The sequence below is a fragment of the Glutamicibacter sp. AGC84 genome, from assembly GCF_053543575.1.
Window position 1 is genome coordinate 157,629 of the sequence record NZ_JBLVOC010000015.1, and the last position, 20,421, is coordinate 178,049.

Sequence of the window (20,421 nt, forward strand, 5' to 3'; positions counted from 1 at the left end):
GATAGATTCAGTTCATGCGAAGAGCGGTATGCCCGGGTTCTTTTGACCCAATTCATAATGGACACGTCGAAATCATTGCGCGCGCGGCGAGCCTTTTTGACGAGGTGATCGTGGCAGTGTCCACTAATTACTCCAAGAAGTATCGCTTCAGCGAAGACGAACGAGTCGCCATGGTAGAAGAAACTGTCGGTGGACTGCGTGGGGTTTCCGCTGTGCCGATGGGCCAGGGCCTGCTAGCTGATTTCTGCAAGGAGCAGGGAGCGGAAGCAATCGTCAAGGGATTGCGTAGCACTGTTGACTACGCCTATGAGATTCCCATGGCCACGATGAATCGGCATCTCACCGGTGTTGAAACGGTCTTCCTCCAGGCCGATACGCGATACACGCATCTTTCCTCATCTCTGCTCAAGGAAGTACAGGCTCTTGGCGGGGACGTCGATGAATACTTCCCGCGCGCTGTAATAAAGAGGCTTACTCATCCGTAGGTAGTTGCGCAATACAGTCGCCACTAACTAATCCGAAGATAGGGGATTCAACACTATGTCTGCACCTCGCGCCATTACTAAAGCGGTCATTCCGGCAGCCGGTTTAGGGACACGATTCCTTCCAGCAACAAAAGCAATGCCCAAGGAAATGCTCCCAGTTGTAGACAAGCCAGCGATTCAATATGTTGTCGCCGAAGCTGCTCGTGCTGGGCTTAATGATGTCCTGATGATTACCGGACGAAACAAGCGCGCTCTTGAAGACCATTTTGATCGTGTTCCGTCACTGGAAGCTTCTCTGGAAGCAAAGGGTGATACGAAGAAGCTCGCGCTGGTGCAAGATGCCACAGCGTTGGGGGATATCCATTACGTACGGCAACGCGATCCTCGCGGGCTGGGTCATGCAGTCCTATGTGCCAAGCAACATGTAGGCGATGAACCATTTGCGGTTCTTCTCGGCGATGACTTGATCCATGAAGATGATGACTTGCTTTCTTCCATGATTGACATTCAAAAGTCGACTGGCGGTTCAGTTATTGCTCTGATGGAAGTTGATCCAAAACAAATCAGTGCTTATGGATGTGCAGATGTGTCCCGGGTAGCGGACGCCGACTACGTCAAAGTTAATGGGTTGGTTGAGAAGCCGAGCGTTGAAGAAGCACCGAGTAATCTAGCTGTCATTGGACGTTATTTACTGCATCCCCGTGTATTCGAGATTCTGAAGCACACGGCTCCCGGACGGGGCAATGAAATTCAGTTAACGGATGCTCTGCAAGAGTTGGCGACTGCCGACGGCGAGGGAGCTGGTGTCCACGCTGTAGTTTTCCGAGGTCGACGATACGACACCGGCGACAAACTAAGTTATTTGCAAGCGAACATTACCCTTGCTGTGGAGAACGAAGAACTTGGGGCCAACTTGAAGACTTGGCTGAAGAATTTCGTCAGAACTCTAGAAGACTAGTTCTTGACCTAGGCTACTCAGGATAATCACATTTATCTTGGGTAGTCTTTTTCATTGCGCGAAGTCACCCCGGCTGTCGTTGACTTTGGGGATCGTTGCCCGGTGGAGTAGGAATGAGAATAGTGCAAGACCAAGATTCAGTCTTTTTGTCGCGGAGTGCGCGGACTCGATCTGAACGTCGGAAAAAGAAGAGAACACAAGACGTTGTCGTGTCTGTAGTTGTAGTGCTCCTGGTGGCAGTGCTCAGTGCAGGCTATGTTCTTTTTGATCTGCAGCGACAGTTCAATACAAAATCCAATACCGTGGCTTTAGGATTTTCAGACGCCGAGGAACAAGCTCGCCCTGTCAAGGATCCTGAAGATAAGTCCATGAATGTCTTATTACTGGGCGTCGATCATGCAGATGAAGGTACAGCCAATGCTCAAGCTCTTGATGAGGCTGTATCGCAACGTAGCGATTCGATGATGCTTGTTCATATCCCTGAAGACCGCTCACAGGTCTATGTTATGTCGATGGTTCGAGATATGTATGTGGAGATTCCTGGGCATGGGATGAACAAGCTCAATGCTGCGATATCGCTTGGCGGGGTCCCCCTATTGATGCAAACGATTGAAGGACTTCTTCAAACCAAGCTTGATCATGTAGCCATGGTTGATTTCGAAGGGTTCCGTGAATTATCGACTGCTCTCGGTGGGGTGACTGTCAATAATGAGATCCCATTCACGGCAAACGACACGGACTATTTCTACCCAGCCGGCGACATCACACTGGAGGGCGATCGCGCACTTCGATTTGTGCGTGAGCGAAAGTCGTTTACCAATGGTGATTACCAACGTGTCGCGAATCAACGCAAGTTCATCGCTGCAGCAGCAAATCAGGTGCTCTCATCAGGAACATTAACTAACCCTGTCAAGCTGTACGACATCGTCGACAAGGTATCTCCTTATCTGACCTTTGACGACGACTTTGATGCCGCAACATTGGTCGGACTTGGACTGCAACTCAAAAATGTGGACACGGAGAATATGGAGATGTTCACCATGCCAACCGCTGGAACATCGACTAGCGCGGATGGGCAATCGATAGAATTGGCAAGCGAACTCGCTATTGCTCAAATTAGCGAAGCTTTGCAAGGCGATGCAATGGCTGACTACCTTCGCGAAAACCCGCCTGAAACACCGTAAATAGTAGATGTGGGATGTACTACATCAGGCTGAAGAGCGAAAACCAAAAGAACAGCACTCCATCTACTAGACTTTGTACATCTATGCTTAGCCGATAATGCATCAAGTAGCATTCGAACAAGAGGACATAATTCGCATGACAGTTGCAGATGAGGCCGAAAAATACGGCTTGCACCGTGTTGGTGCAAGGCCGACATTGGCCAACTATCTGAAGCAGACATGGCAACGCCGCGAGTTCATTTATGAGCTGGCTAAAGCACGCGTCCAATCACAGAACCAGAAAAATCGCTTGGGCATGATCTGGATTGTCTTGAAGCCTACTTTCAACGCACTCATGTATGGATTCATATTTGGCGTGTTGCAGGGGCCAAATAAGGCACCGGATTTCCCAGTTTTCGTCATCATTGGTGTCTTCTTGTTTGAGTTCTTCACTACATCCATGAATGGTGGAGCAAAATCGATTACTGGGAATAAATCCTTGGTGCAGTCCCTTGCGTTCCCTCGGTTATCTCTGCCGGTAGCGCAAGTAACTCAGAATTTCCTAACGCTGATGCCCATGCTGGCCGTAATGTTCATTTACGCGATGATCCTGGGAACGACACCAAAATGGACATGGCTTGGCATCATACCGCTGCTAGCTTTGTTCACAGTATTCAACATGGGCATTGCACTAATCTGTGCTCGCGTCACTGTGCACGTTCGAGACTTCACGCAGATTTTGCCTCTTGTAGGTCGTGTTCTGTTCTATACGTCAGGCGTCCTATTTAGTGCCGATCGTTTGCTGAGCCATTGGCCTTGGATGATAGCAATTTTCGACATTCACCCCCTCTATCAAACTCTTCAAATTGCTCGTGGACTGGTGATGAACCAGGCCGAATATGATTCTTGGGCATGGTGGGTGGTCGGCGGTTGGTCACTCGCTACACTTGCATTTGGCTTACTTTACTTCTGGAAGGCTGAGGAGCGTTACGGTCGTGCGAATTAGTTTTGACGATCTGATTAATCCAGATCTCCACCCTGAATATGAACCCGCACCTATCTTCTCTGATGACACGTCATTTATTGATGTGGTTCAACCTGAGGATATTGAGAATTCAAGGCTCAATATCAATGAGTCACGGCAACCAGTAGTGATCGTAGACAACCTTCATGTTAAATATGAAGTGTTCTCGAGTGGTAAGGCAGTTGGCAACGCAGGCGCAAGAAGACTTCTGCAGCCACAGTTGAAAGGTGTACGAACCGTACATGCGCTCAAAGGTATTACTTTTGTTGCGTATGAGAACGAATCCATAGGTGTAATCGGTTCGAACGGCTCCGGCAAGTCGACTTTGCTAAAAGCAATTACTGGTCTAACCCCACCTTCCAGCGGCGCGGTCTATGCACGTTCGCGCCCAAGTCTGCTTGGAGTGGGGGCAGCCCTGATCCCGGATCTATCCGGCGATAAGAATATCACCCTGGGCGGGCTTGCACTGGGCTATAGCCGTGAGCAAGTAGAAGAAATGCGAGACGAAATAACTCGTTTTGCAGAGCTGCAGGAATTTATTGATCTCCCGATGAATACTTATTCATCGGGTATGAGCGCTAGATTAAAATTTGCTATCGCTGCGTCCAAAAAGCACGATATTTTGATTGTCGACGAGGCATTGGCGGTCGGAGATGCAAAGTTCCGCAAACGAAGCGAAGCGAAGATTCGCGAAATTCGAGACAGTGCAGGCACTATTTTCAACGTTTCGCACTCTATGAGTTCGATCAAGGAAACTTGCGATCGTGTTATTTGGATCGAAAAGGGTGTTCAAATGATGGATGGTGATCCGGATACCGTGATCAAGGAATATCAAAAGCATCTGAAAGCGAAGAAGTAGGGCCCGACACGAATGACTGAATTTCCTGGCGTCTCTTATATCATGCCTGTGCTCAACGAAGCAAGCTACCTGGAAGAGGCCGTGTCCTCGATCCTCGCGCAAGAGTATGCCGGAGAGAAAGAACTGGTTCTAGCACTTGGTCCTAGCACGGATTCTACCAATGACGTTGCCAAACAATTGTCTGTGGGGGACCCACGAATCATTCTTGTCGATAATCCATTGGGCAGGACCCCGATCGGATTGAATCTGGCAATACGTGCATCAAGGTTGCCAATTGTAATCCGCGTTGATGCGCATAGCGAAATCCCTAAGAATTACACACGGCGTGGCGTTGAGACTCTTTACCGTGCCGATGCCCATGACGTCGGTGGGCTGATGGACGCCAAGGGGCGTACACCCGTCCAGCGAGGAATCGCAGCGGCTTATCATTCGAAGTTCGGCTTTGGCGGACCGGCATATCATTCAGGTGCCCCAGAAGGCCCTGCTGAATCTGCTTACCTCGGTATCTTCCGTCGTGAAGTTTTTGAAGAGGTCGGCTACTACAATGAAGAACTATGGCGCGCTCAAGACTGGGAACTTTGCCTGCGCATTCGCCAGGCGGGCCATACCGTTTGGTTCGATCCAGAATTAAAGGTCGGCTACTATCCGCGTGATAGCTTCAAATCCTTGATTAGCCAGTCCATGGCCTCGGGGACTTGGCGAGCAGAAATTGCGCGGCGCTTCCCCGAAGGTAAGTCGTTGCGCCATGATGTTCCACCACTATTGCTTTTGGGGATTGCAACGGGACTGGCGGCAACTGTAATTGAGCCGCTAGTTCGCGAAACAGCCCCAACCCGTGTGAGCGTAGTTTTGAACTTGGCCAAGGCCGTACCTGCGGTCTATGCAGCGATCGCGTTGGCTGCGGGACTGACTAGCAACGCGAAAGGATTGAAAGACAAGTTGCTGGCAGCATGTGCTTTCCCCGCAATCCATTTGCCTTGGGCTGTTGGATATATCAAGGGTCGTTTTTGCGGGGCAGCCGGAACTGTCGACAAAGGGCGCGTTAAGTAATCATGGTTGAACGTCCAAAGAATCCAACGCTTGAACAGCTGCGTGCAGTCTGCCAACCTCCGGAAGTCCGTGCGCGTAAGAATGCCGAGCACTGGACTGCTGAGCTGTACCTGCGTCATATCTCCATTTACCTCACCGCAATACTGGTGCGCACGCGTATCAGTGCCAACGGCGTTACCGGCTTGATGATTCTTGCGGGTTGGTGCATGTCTCTAGCGCTGTTGATCCCTGGCATCTGGGGACCGTTGCTGGCAGTGATCTTGTCGCAGTTCCAGCTGTATTTTGACTGTTCTGACGGAGAAGTCGCGCGTTGGAGGGGAACTCAATCTCCCCGCGGTATTTTCATTGACATGGTCGGGCACCACACAACAGAGGCGCTGATCCCAATTGCTTTGGGCTACCGTGTCTTCAAAGAACTGTCTGCGGATAATTCCTCCGTTGAGCAGGCCTGGCCTACACTGTTCATGGCCGCTTGCCTGTCGGTTCTTCTGGTCTTGAATCGTTCGCAGTCACTCATGGTTCATGCAGCCAGAGGCATGGCTGGCCTCGGAAAATTGCCGGATACTGCCGCCGCCAGATCAGTTCCAACAACTTCACTCGTTGGAAAGCTGCGTTCCCTGGCTCGCTTCTTGCCATTCCATAAGCTCCTGCACGCAGTGGAACTATCGCTGATCATTCTTGGATGCTCGGTTATCTCCGTAATCGTGGGTATTCCAGGAGCCGCCGAAAAATGGATGGTCTGGATCCTATTGCCGGCATGCGTCCTAGTGAACTTTGGGCATTTCCTTTCCAATATGGCCTCGTCCCGGCTCAAAGCATAGTTTGACCTAATTCCGTATATCCCACCGCCTTAGAGGACAAATGCCTGCAGAGATCAAACCGACCATCGGCGTAGTTGTGTTGACCATGGGTAACCGCCCGGTTGAGCTCCGACGCGCCCTGGAATCTTTGCTGGCCCAACGTTCAGTGCAGATTGACGCTGTAGTCGTAGGCAACGGATGGGATCCAACGGGTATCCCTGAAGGGATCAAGACTCATTTTCTTCCAGAGAATTTGGGTATTCCGGCCGGCCGCAATGCTGGAGTGAACCAGATAAATGGCGAATACTTGTGCTTCCTTGACGACGATTCATGGTTCATCGATGAGGATTTCTTGATCACTGCTGTTGAACGGTTCAAGTATTACCCTCGCATGGGGCTGTTGCAGCCGCGCATCACTGATCCGGAAAACGAAGAAAAGAATCCACGACGTTGGATCCCGCGCTTGAAAAAACGAACGGCAGTTGAACCAAGCAAAGTTTTCCACGTGGGGGAAACTTGCCTAGTTACGACCCGTAGAATTTTTGATTCCACGGGTGGCTGGGCAGGAGGATTCTGGTACGCGCATGAAGGCATCGAACTTGCCTGGCGTGTATGGGACACCGGCACTTACGTCTGGTATGCCGGCGACATGCAGATTGGCCATCCGATCGTGGATCCACGACGTCACGACGAATTTTATCGTTTGAACGCCCGTAACCGCGTATGGCTGGCCCGCCGTAACTTGCCCGTGCCGCTGCGTTGGATCTATCCAACAACCTGGATGCTCATTGAGTGCTTGCGGCTGCGACATAACAAAAGCGCTGTGGCCCAGTACTTAGCCGGATGGCGGGCAGGGTGGACCGGTAGCCCCTGGTACCGTGAACCACGGCCTAAACTTAGATGGAAAACAATAGTTCGCATGACCCTCGCGGGTCGTCTGCCTATTATCTAACGACGAACACAAGTGAGCGCTACTAGCTAAGCAAGCGAAGCTGTTACCTTACTTCGAAAGGGACCCATGACTAAAACTGTTTTGACGTACGGAACTTTTGACCTGTTCCATATCGGCCACCTGAATATCCTGAAGCGTCTCAAGGAAAAGGGCGACCGCCTGGTTGTTGGCGTATCCACTGATGAGTTCAACGCCATCAAGGGCAAGAAGCCTGTAGTTCCTTTCGAACAGCGTCTTGAGATCGTCCAGGCCATCAAATACGTAGACCTCGCCATTCCCGAAGAGAACTGGGAACAGAAACGTACTGACATCAAGAAGTACGATGCAAAGGTCTTCGGCATCGGCGAAGACTGGAAGGGCAAGTTTGACGACCTCGGTGATGAGGTCGAAGTTGTCTACCTTCCACGTACCTCCGGTATCTCGACAACCGAAATGAAACGTGTCCTGAGCGAGTTCGATGAGCGACATGTCACGTCGTTAAAGAACACATTGGACACTTTGAGCCAGATCGTGAAGGAACTGAGCTAGTAAACTCGTTTAGTTGTAAGTTGTTGTTTTCGAGATTTGAAAGTACTCATGGCTAGCGAGCACATCACAGACTCCATCAAGTCCAGCGTAAAGGGCGCCCTGCAAAAAGTGGGGCGCCGTCCGGAAGCAAAACGGATATCCCGTCTGATGGGGCTAACCGGTCGTCCGTCGGCCAATGTGAATGTTGGTGTATCCAATATACCGGTACCAGGATCTGTAGCGGTTTACTTCGGCGATGGCGCTGACAAGATCTATCAGGTGACTCAATGGCTTCCGGTGCTTGAAGAACTGCATGAGAAAGAAGAAGTACTGCTGGTCTTCCGTACTTTGAGTGCTTTCAAAGCGGCGGAGAAATTTACCGACCTGCCAAGGATCTATGTACGCCGATTGACCGATCTCATGGATCTGTATGATGACAATGACCTGAAGCTGGTCATATACACTAACAATTCGCGCACGAATTTCCAGTCCCTGGATCACCCAAGGCTTGTTCACGTGCATGTAAACCATGGTGAGAGCGACAAACTCTCGATGGTTTCGAATAAGGCCAAGGCCTACGACAAGGTTTTTGTCGCAGGCCCTGCAGCTATCAAGCGCCACGAGGCAATGTTGATTGACTTCGAGCTCAACAAATTGGAAGTCACCGGTCGTCCGCAGCTGGATATCAACTTCGAACTTGAATTGGAACCAAGCAAGAAGTTCGATGTCATGTATGCGCCGACGTGGGAAGGGGAAAACGAAGACAACAACTACACCTCGTTGGACAAATACGGTGTTGCCATTGTCGAGTCATTATTGGAGAACCCTTCTTGGCGCGTCGTCTATAAGCCGCACCCACGAATTCAGGAAAGCAATAATCCTGGCGTTGCTCAGGCACACGCAAGCATTCTGGAAATGATCGAAGCTGCCAATGAAGCCGGCGCAGAGCACGTGATATCCGAACAGGGCAATATCTTGGCCATGTTCGAGTCGACCGATGCGCTGATTACCGATGTTTCCAGCGTAGGCCTGGACTACCTGTACCTCCACCCGGGCAATCCGTTAGTCATTTCCGACCGACGTAGTAACCGCGAGATTCTTCACCGCGATGCACCAGTTGCGCAGGCCTGCCACGTGGTAGACCAAGATAGCGTGAAGAACGTTGGAGACCTGCTCGACGATGCACTGACTCGTGACGGACACAAGGATCAGCGCATTGAAATGCGCCAGTTCTACTTTGGCGACCTGAACCGAGGGGATTCAACTAAGCGATTCCAGGACGTCATTCAGAAGCTGATTGTTGAACGTCAAGGAAAGCTGGAGAACTTCCGGGGTTGGCACAGCTAGAGGTCCGCTGACTCCTTGGTCCCAATTCGTACCATACGAATGAACTGGGTCCCGAAAGTTGGACGAGCTAAATAATAGTCCTGCTTAGGCTGCAAGGGTATGGCATCGATATTCTATCGGTGTCATACCCTTCAGTCGTTCCTGACGCCGACTGACGTTGTACTAATCGATGTACGTCTCAATCTCCACCTTGAGATCCTCGAAATCTGCGAAGTGCTCTCCATGGAACATCTCCGACTTGAGATGACCGAAGAAATTCTCCATGACCGAGTTGTCGAAGCAGTTCCCTTTACGAGACATGGACTGCACCGCACCATGCTCCTGCAGCAAAGCCTTCCACGACCAATGCTGATACTGGAATCCTTGATCCGTATGGACCAGCAGCTTCTTCCCGAAATCTTTCGAACCTAAGGCTTGAGCCAAGCTCTGATTAGTGAACGCCGTAGTTGGTGACGAAGCGATCGTGTAGCTCAAAATGCTGTGGTCAAACAGATCCATAATGGGAGACAAATACAGTTTCTCCTGGTCAACCCTGAACTCGGTCACGTCACTGACGTAAGCAGTGTCCGGTGTATCAACATCAAAGTGCCGCGCTAACAGGTTTTCAGCGATCTTGCTCTGCTCGCCCTGGTACGAGTTGTAGCGTCGCTTAGGGCGCGCTTTGGACTGAAAATTTAGGATTCTCATGAGTTTACGGACCAGCTTTATGCCGATGGCCCATCCTTGAGCGCGCAGGTCCATGTGGACTCTTCGGTACCCGTAGCGTCGTTTGCTGTTCTCAAACGACGTGGTGATGGCTGCTTTGAGGTCCGCATACGGAGCTGTCTGATCCATCAACTTCAGATGGTAGTAATAGGTTGACCTGGCTAAGCCAGCTACGGCCAGCAGGTCTGCGAGGTCGTGTTCTGACTTGAGGGTGACAATCACCTGGGTTTTCAGCGATGCCCCTGATCCCTCAAGTCTCGGAGTTTTTCCAGGTAAGCGACCTTGGCTAGCAGTCGTTTATTTTCTTGGCGGAGCTTGTCTTCTTCGCTCAAAGGCGATTTAGGTACGGAGCCTTTGGGGCGTCCTTTAGGTTTGGGCATCAGTGCGTCGTCGCCGCCTTTTCGCCATAACCGCACCCAATCGGCAACCAACACGTCGGAACTGACGTTGAACTTTGCGGCAAGTTCCATGGCAGTTTCACCTGCAAGGAACCGGTCAACGATTTCCTTCTTGGTCTCGAAGGAATACTGCTTTTTTGCTGGTTTCTCCATGAGGCATAGCCTGCCATGTAACCGCCACTGATTGTAGAGGCGCTTGCTCGCGGATGTACCGACTTTAATCACTGATGCCACAGACCTATATCCATAGCCTTGCTCGAAGAGTTCCACGAGTTGCTCGCGTTGGTACTCGGATAGTGTGCTTCGTGCGTGCATGAAAATGCTCCCCTAAAGTTGTTGACTTTTACAGTCCAACTTTCGGGGAGCAGTTCAATGCCGGGGCCTGATCGAGAGACCTGTCAGGTGCCCGGGCTACTGGTGGATATCCTCGGAGACCTGCTCCGCGGTTTCCGCTTCAAGCTTGGCGAAGGACTTCGCTTCACGGTAGGCGGCGGCCTCATAGCGTTCGTGCGCCACCTTGGCCAGGTGCGCGGCGCGCAGTGCCTGGTGCTGGGGGTTGCGGCGGATGTACAGGTAGCCTGCGCCCAGGATCAGGAACCATGCCGGGGTGATCAGCAGGGCGCTGAAGGTATCAACCTGGGTGGTCAATGCCCAGAGGATGAAGCCGAAGAAGCCGAGTACCACGTAGGGCATGACGACCCCGCCGGGCACCTTGAACTTCGAGGCGTCATGCAGGTGCGGGCGGCGTGCGCGGAAGACCAGGTAGCTGAGCAGGATGATGGTCCACACGAACATGAAGCACAGGGCCGAGACTGTGGTGACCAGGGTGAAGGCGCCCATCACCGAGTCGCCACTGTAGAGCAATGCGACGCCTGCCAGTAGGAACATGCAGGAGAACATCAGTGCGTTCTTCGGCACCTTGCGGCTTGAAAGCTTGGCGAAGCCCTGGGGCGCATCGCCTTCCATGGACAGGCCGCGCAGCATGCGCGAGGTCGAATAGATCCCAGAGTTGGCGCTGGAGGTCGCGGAGGTGAGCACCACGAAGTTGATGATGCCCGCGGCACCGGCCAGGCCGGCCAGGGCGAACATGCCCACGAACGGGGACTGCTCGGCGGAGAACAGGTTCCACGGTTCCACGGTCATCAAGATGATCAAGGCTCCGACGTAGAAGAACAGGATGCGGATGGGGATCGAATTGATCGCCTTGGGCAGCGTCTTTTCCGGGTCCTTGGTTTCCGCTGCGGTCGTGCCGACCAGCTCGATGCCCACGAACGCGAACACCGCAATCTGGAAGCCGGCGACGAAGCCCATGAAGCCGGTGGGGAACATGCCGCCTTCGGTCCACAGGTTGGAGAAGGAAGCGGTGGCCGAGTCGTGCTCGAAGCCGGTGATGACCATGACCAGGCCGACTACGATCAGCGCGCCGATGGCCACGATCTTGATCAGCGCGAACCAGAATTCGGTTTCGCCGAAGGCCTTCACGGTGGCCAGGTTCAGCACCAGCAGCAGTGCGATGCAGCCCAGCGCCGGGATCCACAGCGGAAGGTCGCCCCACCAGAAGGCGACGTAGTGGGCGATGGCCACCACGTCGGCAATGCCGGTGACTACCCAGCAGAACCAGTAGGTCCAGCCGGTGAAGAACGCCGCCCACGGGCCCAGCAGGTCCCCGGCGAAGTCGGCGAAGGTCTTGTATTCGAGGTTGCTCAGCAGCAGCTCGCCCATGGCGCGCATGACGAAGAAGAGCATGAAGCCGATGATCATGTAAACGAAGATGACCGACGGGCCGGCGACCGAAATGGTCTTGCCCGAGCCCATGAACAGGCCGGTGCCGATAGCGCCGCCAATGGCGATCAGCTGGATGTGACGATTGGAGAGCCCGCGCTCGAGAGTGGGATCAGAACTGGTGGTACTCATGCTGGTTGCCTTCCAGGAGTGTGGCGTGACGCCCTGAAGGTGTCCTGCCTCCAAGCCTTCATGGCTTGGAGCGCAGGGACTGGCTTCGTTGAACACATCCGGTACGGAGGATTCCAGCTGGCATGCCCGGCAAGCTGCGCAAGGAGCAGGAGCCGGTTAAGCCACGGGGAGTACCTCGAAACCGGTGCGCTCGGTGCGGCACTGTTCTAGGTCCCTCCCCAATCTGTATGTATACCTGAGAGTTTTCACTTCGGCCCGACTACTGGGCGAAGATTGCTCCTTCGGTGAGCGCGGCGGAACCGTGCTGCTTTCCAGATTTGCCTCTTCGTGGCGGTACGGGTGCCTGAGAGTTTCCCGGGGAGGAAATTGCTCCTACGGCGCCCGCCCATGGTGTGGACGGATCTCTCCCGCCACGCATCAACGGCATATGTGGTGATTGCCATCACAGTATGCGCAGAAAAACGAACGTGGTGCAAGTCGCAATTTCACACTCCAGGCCCCGGATAACCGCTTGGACACGCCAATCGGGGAAAGTGGCGGGCGAAATGGGGGATTTTCTGCTTCGTAATGATTCGGGAAGCAAGGGGCATGGATACGGCTAAGCGGGGCATCGGATCAACCGATGCCCCGCTGTGGAAGCCCGGAGGCCTACTTCCCGAACCGTCGCAGTCGCAACGAGTTCAGTACCACCAGCACCGAGCTGGCTGCCATGGCCGCTCCGGCGATCATCGGGTTCAGCAAACCCAGGGCCGCAATCGGAATGCCGGCAGTGTTGTAGGCGAAGGCCCAGAACAGGTTCATCTTGATGGTGGACAGGGTCCTGGCCGACAGATCGATGGCCTGCGTGACCTGATGCAGGTCGTTGCCCATCAGGGTAATGTCCGCGGCTTCGATGGCCACATCGGTGCCCGAGCCCATCGCGATGCCGAGGTCGGCCTGTGCCAGTGCTGGTGCGTCATTCACGCCATCACCCACCATGGCCACGACCTTGCCCTGCTCCTGCAGCGATGTGATCGCCTTGGCCTTGTCGGCGGGGAAGACCCCGGCGAATACGTCTTCGGCCTTGATGCCTACCTGGGCGGCGACCTCGGTAGCCACCGATTGGTTGTCGCCGGTCAGCAGCACCACGCGCAGGCCGCGCTCCTGGATTTCGGCAATAGCTTTCGCGGAGCTGTCCTTGATCTTGTCCGCCACCGAGATCACAGCTTGGAACTGCTGGTCCACCGCGACCAGGATGGCGGTCGCGCCGGCCTGTTCGGCTTCCGCGAGCATGGCCTTGGCGGAGTCATCCAAGGAGGTGCCCTGGGCTTCGAGCCAGCTGAAGCGGCCTACGGCAACGCGATGCCCGTTGACCGTGCCGACCACGCCGCCGCCTGGATCCGAATCGAAGTCGCTGGCCTCGGGCAATGGACCCAAGCCGGCTGCGGCCTTGGCGATGGCCTGGGCGATCGGATGCTCGGAATGGTGTTCCACGGCACCGGCCAAGGCCAGGACCTCATTGGGATCGACCCCGTCGATGGCCTTGGTGCCTTGATGGGTCATGATCCCGGTGGTCACGGTGCCGGTCTTGTCCAGCACGATGGTGTCCAGCTTGCGGGTATCTTCCAGGACCTGCGGGCCGCGGATCAGGATGCCCAGCTGCGCGCCGCGTCCGCTACCGACCAGCAAGCCGATCGGGGTCGCCAGTCCCAATGCGCAGGGGCAGGCGATGACCAGCACGGCGACCGCAGCGGTGAACGCCTGGTAGGGATCGCCGCTGGCAAAGAACCAGATCATGAACGTGAGCAGCGCAATGGCCAGTACGATCGGCACGAAGACGGAGGAAATCCGGTCAGCCAGGCGGGCAATGGGCGCCTTGCCCGACTGGGCTTCGGAGACCAGCTTGCCCATCTGGGCCAAGGTGGTGTCCGCGCCAACGCGGGTAGCTTCAATCACCAGCCGGCCCGAGGCATTCAGGGTCGCGCCGGTGACTTCATCGCCGGGCGCAACTCTCTGCGGTACCGATTCACCGGTCAGCAGCGAGGTGTCTACCGCGCTGGCGCCGTCAATGACCACGCCGTCGGTGGCGATCTTCTCGCCGGGGCGCACCACGAAATGGTCCCCGACCTGCACCTGCCCGGCAGGGATCTTCACTTCCGTGCCGTCGCGAAGCACCACTGCATCCTTGGCGCCCAGGTTCAGCAGGGACTTCAGCGCATCGGATGCCGAGGACTTGGCGCGGTGCTCCAGGAAGCGGCCTAGCAGCAGCAAGGTGGCCACGACGCCGGCCGTTTCAAAGTAGAGCGCATGCTCGGACATGGACATGCCGACATGGGCAGTCAGCTGCGGATCGAGGATCAGCTGCACTGCAGAGAAGAAGTAGGCCGCGAGCACACCGAGGGAAACCAGGGTGTCCATGGTCGAGGCCAGGTGCCGTGCGTTGACGGCCGCTGCCTTGTGGAAAGGCCAGGCGCCGTAGAAGACCACGGGAGTGGCCAGCGCGAAGGCGACCCAACCCCAGTGCGGGAACTGCGCTGCGGGAATCATGGAAATGATGAACAGCGGGATGGTGAAGATCGCGGAGACCAGCAGGCGGCGCAGCAGGTGGTTGGGCACCAGGTGCTCGTGCCCGCCGTGCTCATGCTCACCATCTCCCTGGTGATCCGAACCCGCAGGTTTGGGCGGGTGCTTGAGGGAAGCGGTATAGCCGGCGGCTTGCACCGTATCGATCAGTGCTTCATCGGTGACATCGGCTGGGACCTGGACCTTGGCGGTTTCCAGGGGCAGGTTCACCGTCGCGCTGACACCGGGCAGCTTGCCGAGTTTGCGTTCCACCCGATTCACGCACGAGGCGCAGGTCATTCCCTGGATGTCCAGATCGACGGTGCGCAATTCGGGGATTGTTTCATGCGGGGCATGGGAAGTCATGATTTACGACCTTGCACTTTCTTGCCGTTGTGGCTTGGTGCCTGGCTTTTTTGCGGCTAGGCGTTAATTGCTTCGACGGTGTAACCAGCCTCGTCGATGGCATTGCGAATGCTTTCTTCGCTTACGGTTGCGCTGGTGGTGACGTTGGCGGTGGACACGCCCTTCGCATCGAGGAACACTTCGACCTCTTGCACCCCGTCAAGCTCCTTGAGCTCCTCGGTGACAGAGGATACGCAGTGGCCGCAGGTCATGCCGGAGATCTTGATTTCCACATGGCTAGTCAGCGGGGTGCTCTGCTCGCGGGGAATGATCTGCAGGCCCTGGTTGGAGTTCTTTTCCGAGGAGCATCCGCAATTGCAGTTGTGGCTCATGATCTTGCTCTCTTTCGATGAATTCTGTGTGAATTGGAAATGGGTCCGTTGGGGCGCGCTCAGCGCACCAAACGGGAGATGGCGGCCGTGGCCTCAGCGATTTTGTCTTGCACGATGGATGGATCACCCGTCTCGATGGATGACTTGGCCGCATCAACCACGCAATGGCCGATATGGTCATCGATCAGCTGCACGCTGACCTTGTGCAATGCCGCGTTGATAGCGGAGATTTGGGTCAGGATGTCGATGCAGTACTTGTCTTCATCGACCATCTTGGCCACTCCGCGCACCTGGCCTTCAATGCGCTTCAGGCGTCGTTCCAACGCGCTTTTATCCGCGTGATAGCCGTGGTGCTCAGCTGTTTCATGTGGCGTGTGGTTGGTATCCATATTTCGATCATACCCCCTAGGGGTATTAAGTCAAGTACCCCCTAGGGGTATCCAGCATCCCCCAGCCGGAGAGGGAAGCACGGTAGGATTTCACCCGTGAGCCACAACGAACTTCATGTGCGTCCGATTTCCGGCACCGAGCACTCAGCATTCCTTGAGACCGCCCAAGACGTCAGCTTCCTGCAGCGTCCCGAATGGGCCCAGGTCAAGGGCGGCTGGCGCGGTGAATCCCTCGGCTGGTTCGAGGAAGACGAGCTGGTAGGCGCGGCACTGGTGCTGCATCGTGCAGCCCCGGTCATCAAGAAGACCCTCGCCTACATCCCCGATGGCCCGGTCATCGACTTCGGCACCTATGCTCCTGGACAGGTAATCCAGCCGCTGGCCGCCTACCTGAAGAATCGTGGCGCATTCCAGCTGAAGATGGGCCCGGGACTGGCCGTGCGCACCTGGGGTGCCGCCGCGGTGCGCAAGAACCTGGGCAAGGAAGGGTTCACCCAGCTCGCTGACCTTGAAACCCAGAGCACCTCAGGCACCGCGCTAGCGCTGAATGACGCCTTGCTGGAAATGGGCTTCTCCAAAGAAGATGTGGGTCTGGACTTCGCTGCGGGCCAGCCGGAATTCGTGGCCCGCGTGGCGTTGCAAGATGATGACGGCAACCAGCTGGACGTGGACCAGGTCATGGCCAGCTACTCGGCGACCACCCGCAACGAGACCCGCAAGGCGCTGAAGAGCACCCTGGAAATCGAAGTCGGCCAGACCAAGGACATGGCCCGCTTCCATGCCCTGTACAACCACACCGCGGACCGCCAGGACTTCACCGGCCGCCCGCTGGGATACTTCGAGAAGATGCACACCGTGCTCAACGAAGCGGTGCCGGGCTCCTGCACCCTGTACATCGCCAGCAATGAAGGCGTGGACCTGGCCGCATCCATTGTCATCCGTTCCTCGAACCTGGCCTGGTACCTGTACGGCGCTTCCTCCTCGGAGCAGCGCAAGCTGTTCGCGCCGAAGGCGATCATGCAGCACATGGTCATCGATTCCATCGAGGCAGGTTGCCGCTATCTGGACCAGGGCGGCGTGAGCGCGACCCTGGACAAGGAGCACCACCTCTCGGGGCTGACCAAGTTCAAGACCAACACCGGCTGCGACATCGTGCAGACCAACGGCGAGTGGGACCTGGCGCTGAACAAGCCCCTGGCGTGGGCCTTCGAAAAATACATGAACTGGCGCAAGAAGTAGGGAAAACACCACTTTGGCAATCGATCCAACCCAGCCATTTGTCCCGGTCATCCTCGGCGGGGACATCGGCACCTACACCTTGGCGCGCGAATTCTACGAGGCCTACGGGGTACGCTCGGTGGTTCTGCCGGCTGCCGGTAACGGCGTCATCGAGCACTCGGTAGCCATCGAACTGCGCCCCATCGGCTCCATGGCCGACGAGGGACGCGTAGTCGCGGCCCTGGTCGAGCTGGCCGATGAGCTGAAGGCCGCGGCGGATCGGCCGCTGATGCTTTTCGGCTCCCTGGACTTCCACATCATGCTGATCGCCAAGAACCGTGAGCAGCTTGAGGAACAGTACGTCATCCCGTACCCCCAGCTGGAAACCATCGAGGGTGCGGCACTGAAAGAGAACTTCTACGCGCTCGCCGAAAAATTGGGCATCGCCCACCCGCGCACCGCCGTGTATTACCCGGGAACCCCGCTGGATTCGCTGGTTGGTTCCTTCGACTACCCGGTCATCGGCAAGCCATCGAGCTCCGCGGATTGGATCGCCGCCAAGTTCGAGGGCAAGCAGAAGATCCACACCATCGACAGCCGTGCCGACCTCGAAGCCCTGATTTCCAGAATCGATGGCACCGGCTACGACTCGGGCTACATCTTCCAGGAGTACATTCCGGGCGGAGATGACGCGATGCGCCTGTGCACCTACTTCGCCACCCAGGAAGAAAAGGTCATCTTCGCCGGCTACGGCGAAGTGGTGATCGAGGAGCATGCCCCGCTGGTGCTGGGCAATTCGGCTGCCATTGTCACCGGTCGCAACGATGCGATGGCCGCCGATGGCGCGCGCATGCTCGAAGAACTGGGCTGGCGCGGAATTGCCATGATCGATGCCAAATACGATCACCGCGATGGCCAGATCAAATTCTTCGAGATCAACCCGCGCCTGGGCCGCAACCACTTCTACCTGACCGCAGCCGGGGTGAACCCGGCCCGTTTCTATGTCACCGAGTTCCTCGGCGCGCCGTTCGATCAGTCGAACCCGGAAACCGACGCGGTGGTGGACACCGGGACAGGAGTCTTGCAGCTGTCGCGCCAGCGGCTATTCACCGTGCTGCCGCACCACTTGCTGCGCCGCTTCCTGGACAGCGGAACCGGCCGCAAGGCGGAAGCACTGCTCAAGGCCGGCAAGGTCTCGAACCCGTTGAAGTTCGCAGCCGAGAAGAACCCTCGCCGCAAGCTCTATCTGCTGTTGAATGCGGCCAACCACTACCGCAAGTTCAAGGCGTTCCCGCCGCGCACCCAGTAGGCTTGCCCAGGCCTAGGGCCTAGGGCCTAGGAGTGGCCGGTGGTTGCGGTTTGAAGGCGTCTCCAGGAATTGCCCACCCGTCGCGCGCCTGGACCCAGGGGCTTTGGGCGATCTGCGCCCCGTCCAGGATGTCAAGGGACGTCGGCTGGCCATCGTATTGGGGTGCGAGCTGGACCGGTTTCATTCCCTTGGCTGCGGCGATGACCAGGGCAACGGTTTCATCCGGATCCTGGGACGTTGACATGGCATTCCAATCCAGCGTCGAAATCACCGCTTCGCCGGAAGGGATGGCAACGCGTTCAAGGAGGATATCCGGTTCGGGCTGCAGCTCGATATCTGGCTGGGCATCGCCGGCCTCATTGAGGAAATCGATCTGCGGGTAGGACTGCAACGCGCACGAGCGAGCAGAAATGTTCTTGGCGTAGACCGCCATGTACCGTGAACCGGCAGCTGCATCGGGTGCGCCGAGGGCTATTTCCAAGTCCCCCTCTGCGCACAACGGAGCTGGCTGATTCGCTGGCCAGCTTTTGACCTTGTCGGGAAGAACCACAGGCTTGGGAATCAGCCATTGTGGTTTCTTGTTTCCAACCCAGCCTTCAGCAAGGACCTCGTATCGAGGCGATGCCAGCTTGTAGGGCATGGGCTCGCCAAAGGGACCATGCCGCTCCAGCCATAAGCGGGTTTCCTTTTCCGCCTCTGCTGGCGCCTCGTTGCCGAGGACCAGGTTCAATCCGGAATGATCAATGCTGGCGCTCTCGAAGACACCTCGCTTGGCCGCCTCGATAAGAAGCTGGAGCTCGGGAATATCAGTGCGTTTCGCGGGCGAATAGCGCACGGATCGATCTGCTAGTGCCAAATCGGTGGGGTGCTTGGCCTGTGCAGCGAATTTTCCCAGCGCCAGCAGCTGCTCCAAATTAAACGCCGTGGCCGAGTAGTTAGCCGCACTTGCCGCGCCGAGCTCGCGTAGGCGGAATGCGAATGAAGCCCTCTCACCGAGAAGACCAGGCTTCGCTTGCTCTTCGCCTCCAAAGTGCGAAAAATTGTCGGAGACTTCCAGTGGGTAGGTTTTCGTCTTTGAGCCTGGGATATTCTGGGGTTCACCGGCGACAAAGGCCAGGTCGATGTTCCGCAAGCTCAGGGCATGGGCCCCAGCCTGGATCTGTTGTGCCATCTCCCGCACGATTACTTCCGCTTGTGCAGGATCGAGCTGATCCAATAGCACGAATTGCAGGTCAACTGACAGATCCGGTGCGGCCAAGACATCGTGATCCATGACCTCGGAGGACATCTGGACGCCAAGGACCCCGTCCCGGTCCTCGACGGCTGCAACGAAATCGCAAACTTCATCGGGCGCGTCGCAGGAATTCCATGGCTGCCAGATCACCAGGATGGCTGCGATAAGAGCCAGTGCGATGACGCTAGCTCCAGCGCGCAGTGAATTCATCTGGCTACTGTATCAAATGCGACCTCATGCTTGACCGCTGGTACTCCGGAAAACGATAACCGGATAATGCGAGTAAAATTTCAAGCACACGTATTGAAAGCGAGTTCCCATGAGTTTGAAAGATCGCCTGCGCGATGACAGCATCGCCCATCTGAAGGCCGGCAACGAGCTGGAGAAGACGACCCTGCGCAATATCCTCAGTGCCATCGGCACCAAGGAGAAGTCGGGAAAGAACCCCAGCGAGCTCAACGACCAGGATGTCGAGAACCTGCTTCGCAAGGAAGTCGGCAACCGCGAGGAAACTGCTGGCCTGGCCGCCAAGGACGGCCGCACCGAATTGGCTGAACGCGAATTGGCCGAAGCCGCCTTCATCTCCACGTACCTGCCCAAGATGCTTGACGAAGCGCAAGCCCAGGACATTGTCGATAGGATCATGGCCGAACTTGCAGCCGATCACGACCTGACCATGAAGGACATGGGCCAGGCCATGAAGCTGGTCGGCGCCGAAATCGCTGGCCGCTTCGATGGCAAGGCTGTCTCCCAGATGGTGCGCGCCAAACTGGGCTAGCCAACACTGGACTTTTCATTCGGCACGGGCCGTCCCACTTTTGGGGCGGGCCC

General features: G+C 56.1%; 19 protein-coding genes, 1 pseudogene and 1 riboswitch. Of the genes and pseudogenes, 13 read left to right on the top strand and 7 right to left on the bottom strand.

The window, feature by feature from the left end; genetic code table 11:
* Window positions 1–14 precede the first annotated feature (14 nt).
* The 10 genes from coaD (at window position 15) to ACNPN0_RS09555 (ending at window position 9,145) form a co-directional block, all read left to right on the top strand.
* Window positions 15–485: a pantetheine-phosphate adenylyltransferase gene (coaD, locus tag ACNPN0_RS09510; RefSeq protein ID WP_105661166.1), complete on the top strand. Its 471-nt coding sequence runs from the start codon at window positions 15–17 to the stop codon at window positions 483–485.
* A gap of 55 nt (window positions 486–540) precedes the next feature.
* Complete coding sequence (gene galU / locus ACNPN0_RS09515; RefSeq protein ID WP_105661167.1) at window positions 541–1,443, top strand: UTP--glucose-1-phosphate uridylyltransferase GalU; 903 nt, start codon at window positions 541–543, stop codon at window positions 1,441–1,443.
* Window positions 1,444–1,652: 209 nt separating this feature from the next.
* Window positions 1,653–2,627: an LCP family protein gene (locus ACNPN0_RS09520; RefSeq protein WP_448937811.1), complete on the top strand. Its 975-nt coding sequence runs from the start codon at window positions 1,653–1,655 to the stop codon at window positions 2,625–2,627.
* Between the two features lie 136 nt (window positions 2,628–2,763).
* The gene (locus ACNPN0_RS09525) at window positions 2,764–3,612 is read left to right on the top strand and encodes an ABC transporter permease (RefSeq protein ID WP_105659227.1); all 849 of its coding nucleotides are present in this window, start codon (window positions 2,764–2,766) and stop codon (window positions 3,610–3,612) included.
* On the top strand, window positions 3,602–4,489 hold the full coding sequence (locus ACNPN0_RS09530; RefSeq protein WP_441719755.1) for an ATP-binding cassette domain-containing protein: 888 nt from the start codon (window positions 3,602–3,604) through the stop codon (window positions 4,487–4,489). Before ACNPN0_RS09525 ends, ACNPN0_RS09530 begins: the two co-directional genes overlap by 11 nt.
* Before the next feature lie 12 nt (window positions 4,490–4,501).
* On the top strand, window positions 4,502–5,539 hold the full coding sequence (locus ACNPN0_RS09535; RefSeq protein ID WP_448937810.1) for a glycosyltransferase family 2 protein: 1,038 nt from the start codon (window positions 4,502–4,504) through the stop codon (window positions 5,537–5,539).
* 2 nt (window positions 5,540–5,541) lie between these two features.
* The gene (locus ACNPN0_RS09540) at window positions 5,542–6,360 is read left to right on the top strand and encodes a CDP-alcohol phosphatidyltransferase family protein (RefSeq protein WP_448937809.1); all 819 of its coding nucleotides are present in this window, start codon (window positions 5,542–5,544) and stop codon (window positions 6,358–6,360) included.
* A 40-nt stretch (window positions 6,361–6,400) separates the two neighbouring features.
* On the top strand, window positions 6,401–7,291 hold the full coding sequence (locus ACNPN0_RS09545) for a glycosyltransferase family 2 protein (RefSeq protein WP_448937808.1): 891 nt from the start codon (window positions 6,401–6,403) through the stop codon (window positions 7,289–7,291).
* A gap of 66 nt (window positions 7,292–7,357) precedes the next feature.
* A complete protein-coding gene (locus ACNPN0_RS09550) occupies window positions 7,358–7,819 on the top strand; it encodes an adenylyltransferase/cytidyltransferase family protein (RefSeq protein ID WP_105659212.1) in 462 nt (153 codons plus the stop codon).
* A gap of 48 nt (window positions 7,820–7,867) precedes the next feature.
* Window positions 7,868–9,145, top strand: coding sequence for a CDP-glycerol glycerophosphotransferase family protein (locus tag ACNPN0_RS09555; RefSeq protein ID WP_448937807.1), 1,278 nt, complete (start codon window positions 7,868–7,870; stop codon window positions 9,143–9,145).
* An 84-nt stretch (window positions 9,146–9,229) separates the two neighbouring features.
* Here the strand turns inward: ACNPN0_RS09555 and ACNPN0_RS09560 are convergent.
* From ACNPN0_RS09560 to ACNPN0_RS09585, 6 genes and pseudogenes are all read right to left on the bottom strand, one after another.
* Window positions 9,230–10,072: pseudogene (locus tag ACNPN0_RS09560) on the bottom strand (IS3 family transposase).
* A gap of 8 nt (window positions 10,073–10,080) precedes the next feature.
* Window positions 10,081–10,401: a helix-turn-helix domain-containing protein gene (locus ACNPN0_RS09565; RefSeq protein ID WP_201739632.1), complete on the bottom strand. Its 321-nt coding sequence runs from the start codon at window positions 10,399–10,401 to the stop codon at window positions 10,081–10,083.
* Window positions 10,402–10,659: 258 nt separating this feature from the next.
* Window positions 10,660–12,162 carry a D-serine/D-alanine/glycine transporter gene (cycA, locus tag ACNPN0_RS09570; RefSeq protein ID WP_133834170.1) on the bottom strand — a complete coding sequence of 501 codons (1,503 nt, stop codon included), beginning with the start codon at window positions 12,160–12,162 and terminating at the stop codon, window positions 10,660–10,662.
* Window positions 12,163–12,483: 321 nt separating this feature from the next.
* Window positions 12,484–12,582: riboswitch (glycine riboswitch) on the bottom strand.
* Between the two features lie 228 nt (window positions 12,583–12,810).
* On the bottom strand, window positions 12,811–15,069 hold the full coding sequence (locus ACNPN0_RS09575; RefSeq protein WP_448937806.1) for a heavy metal translocating P-type ATPase: 2,259 nt from the start codon (window positions 15,067–15,069) through the stop codon (window positions 12,811–12,813).
* Between the two features lie 56 nt (window positions 15,070–15,125).
* A complete protein-coding gene (locus tag ACNPN0_RS09580) occupies window positions 15,126–15,440 on the bottom strand; it encodes a heavy-metal-associated domain-containing protein (protein ID WP_105656112.1) in 315 nt (104 codons plus the stop codon).
* A gap of 59 nt (window positions 15,441–15,499) precedes the next feature.
* Window positions 15,500–15,829, bottom strand: a complete 330-nt coding sequence (locus ACNPN0_RS09585; RefSeq protein WP_105656113.1) for a metal-sensitive transcriptional regulator — start codon at window positions 15,827–15,829, stop codon at window positions 15,500–15,502.
* A 96-nt stretch (window positions 15,830–15,925) separates the two neighbouring features.
* Between ACNPN0_RS09585 and ACNPN0_RS09590 the strand changes: the two genes are divergently transcribed.
* On the top strand, window positions 15,926–17,068 hold the full coding sequence (locus tag ACNPN0_RS09590) for a lipid II:glycine glycyltransferase FemX (protein ID WP_133834168.1): 1,143 nt from the start codon (window positions 15,926–15,928) through the stop codon (window positions 17,066–17,068).
* Window positions 17,069–17,081: 13 nt separating this feature from the next.
* Window positions 17,082–18,356, top strand: coding sequence for a carboxylate--amine ligase (locus ACNPN0_RS09595; RefSeq protein WP_448937805.1), 1,275 nt, complete (start codon window positions 17,082–17,084; stop codon window positions 18,354–18,356).
* A 19-nt stretch (window positions 18,357–18,375) separates the two neighbouring features.
* Here ACNPN0_RS09595 and ACNPN0_RS09600 read toward each other — a convergent pair whose 3' ends face one another.
* On the bottom strand, window positions 18,376–19,800 hold the full coding sequence (locus ACNPN0_RS09600) for a DUF4232 domain-containing protein (RefSeq protein ID WP_402696825.1): 1,425 nt from the start codon (window positions 19,798–19,800) through the stop codon (window positions 18,376–18,378).
* A gap of 109 nt (window positions 19,801–19,909) precedes the next feature.
* Between ACNPN0_RS09600 and ACNPN0_RS09605 the strand changes: the two genes are divergently transcribed.
* A complete protein-coding gene (locus ACNPN0_RS09605) occupies window positions 19,910–20,368 on the top strand; it encodes a GatB/YqeY domain-containing protein (RefSeq protein ID WP_332489211.1) in 459 nt (152 codons plus the stop codon).
* Window positions 20,369–20,421: the final 53 nt, after the last annotated feature.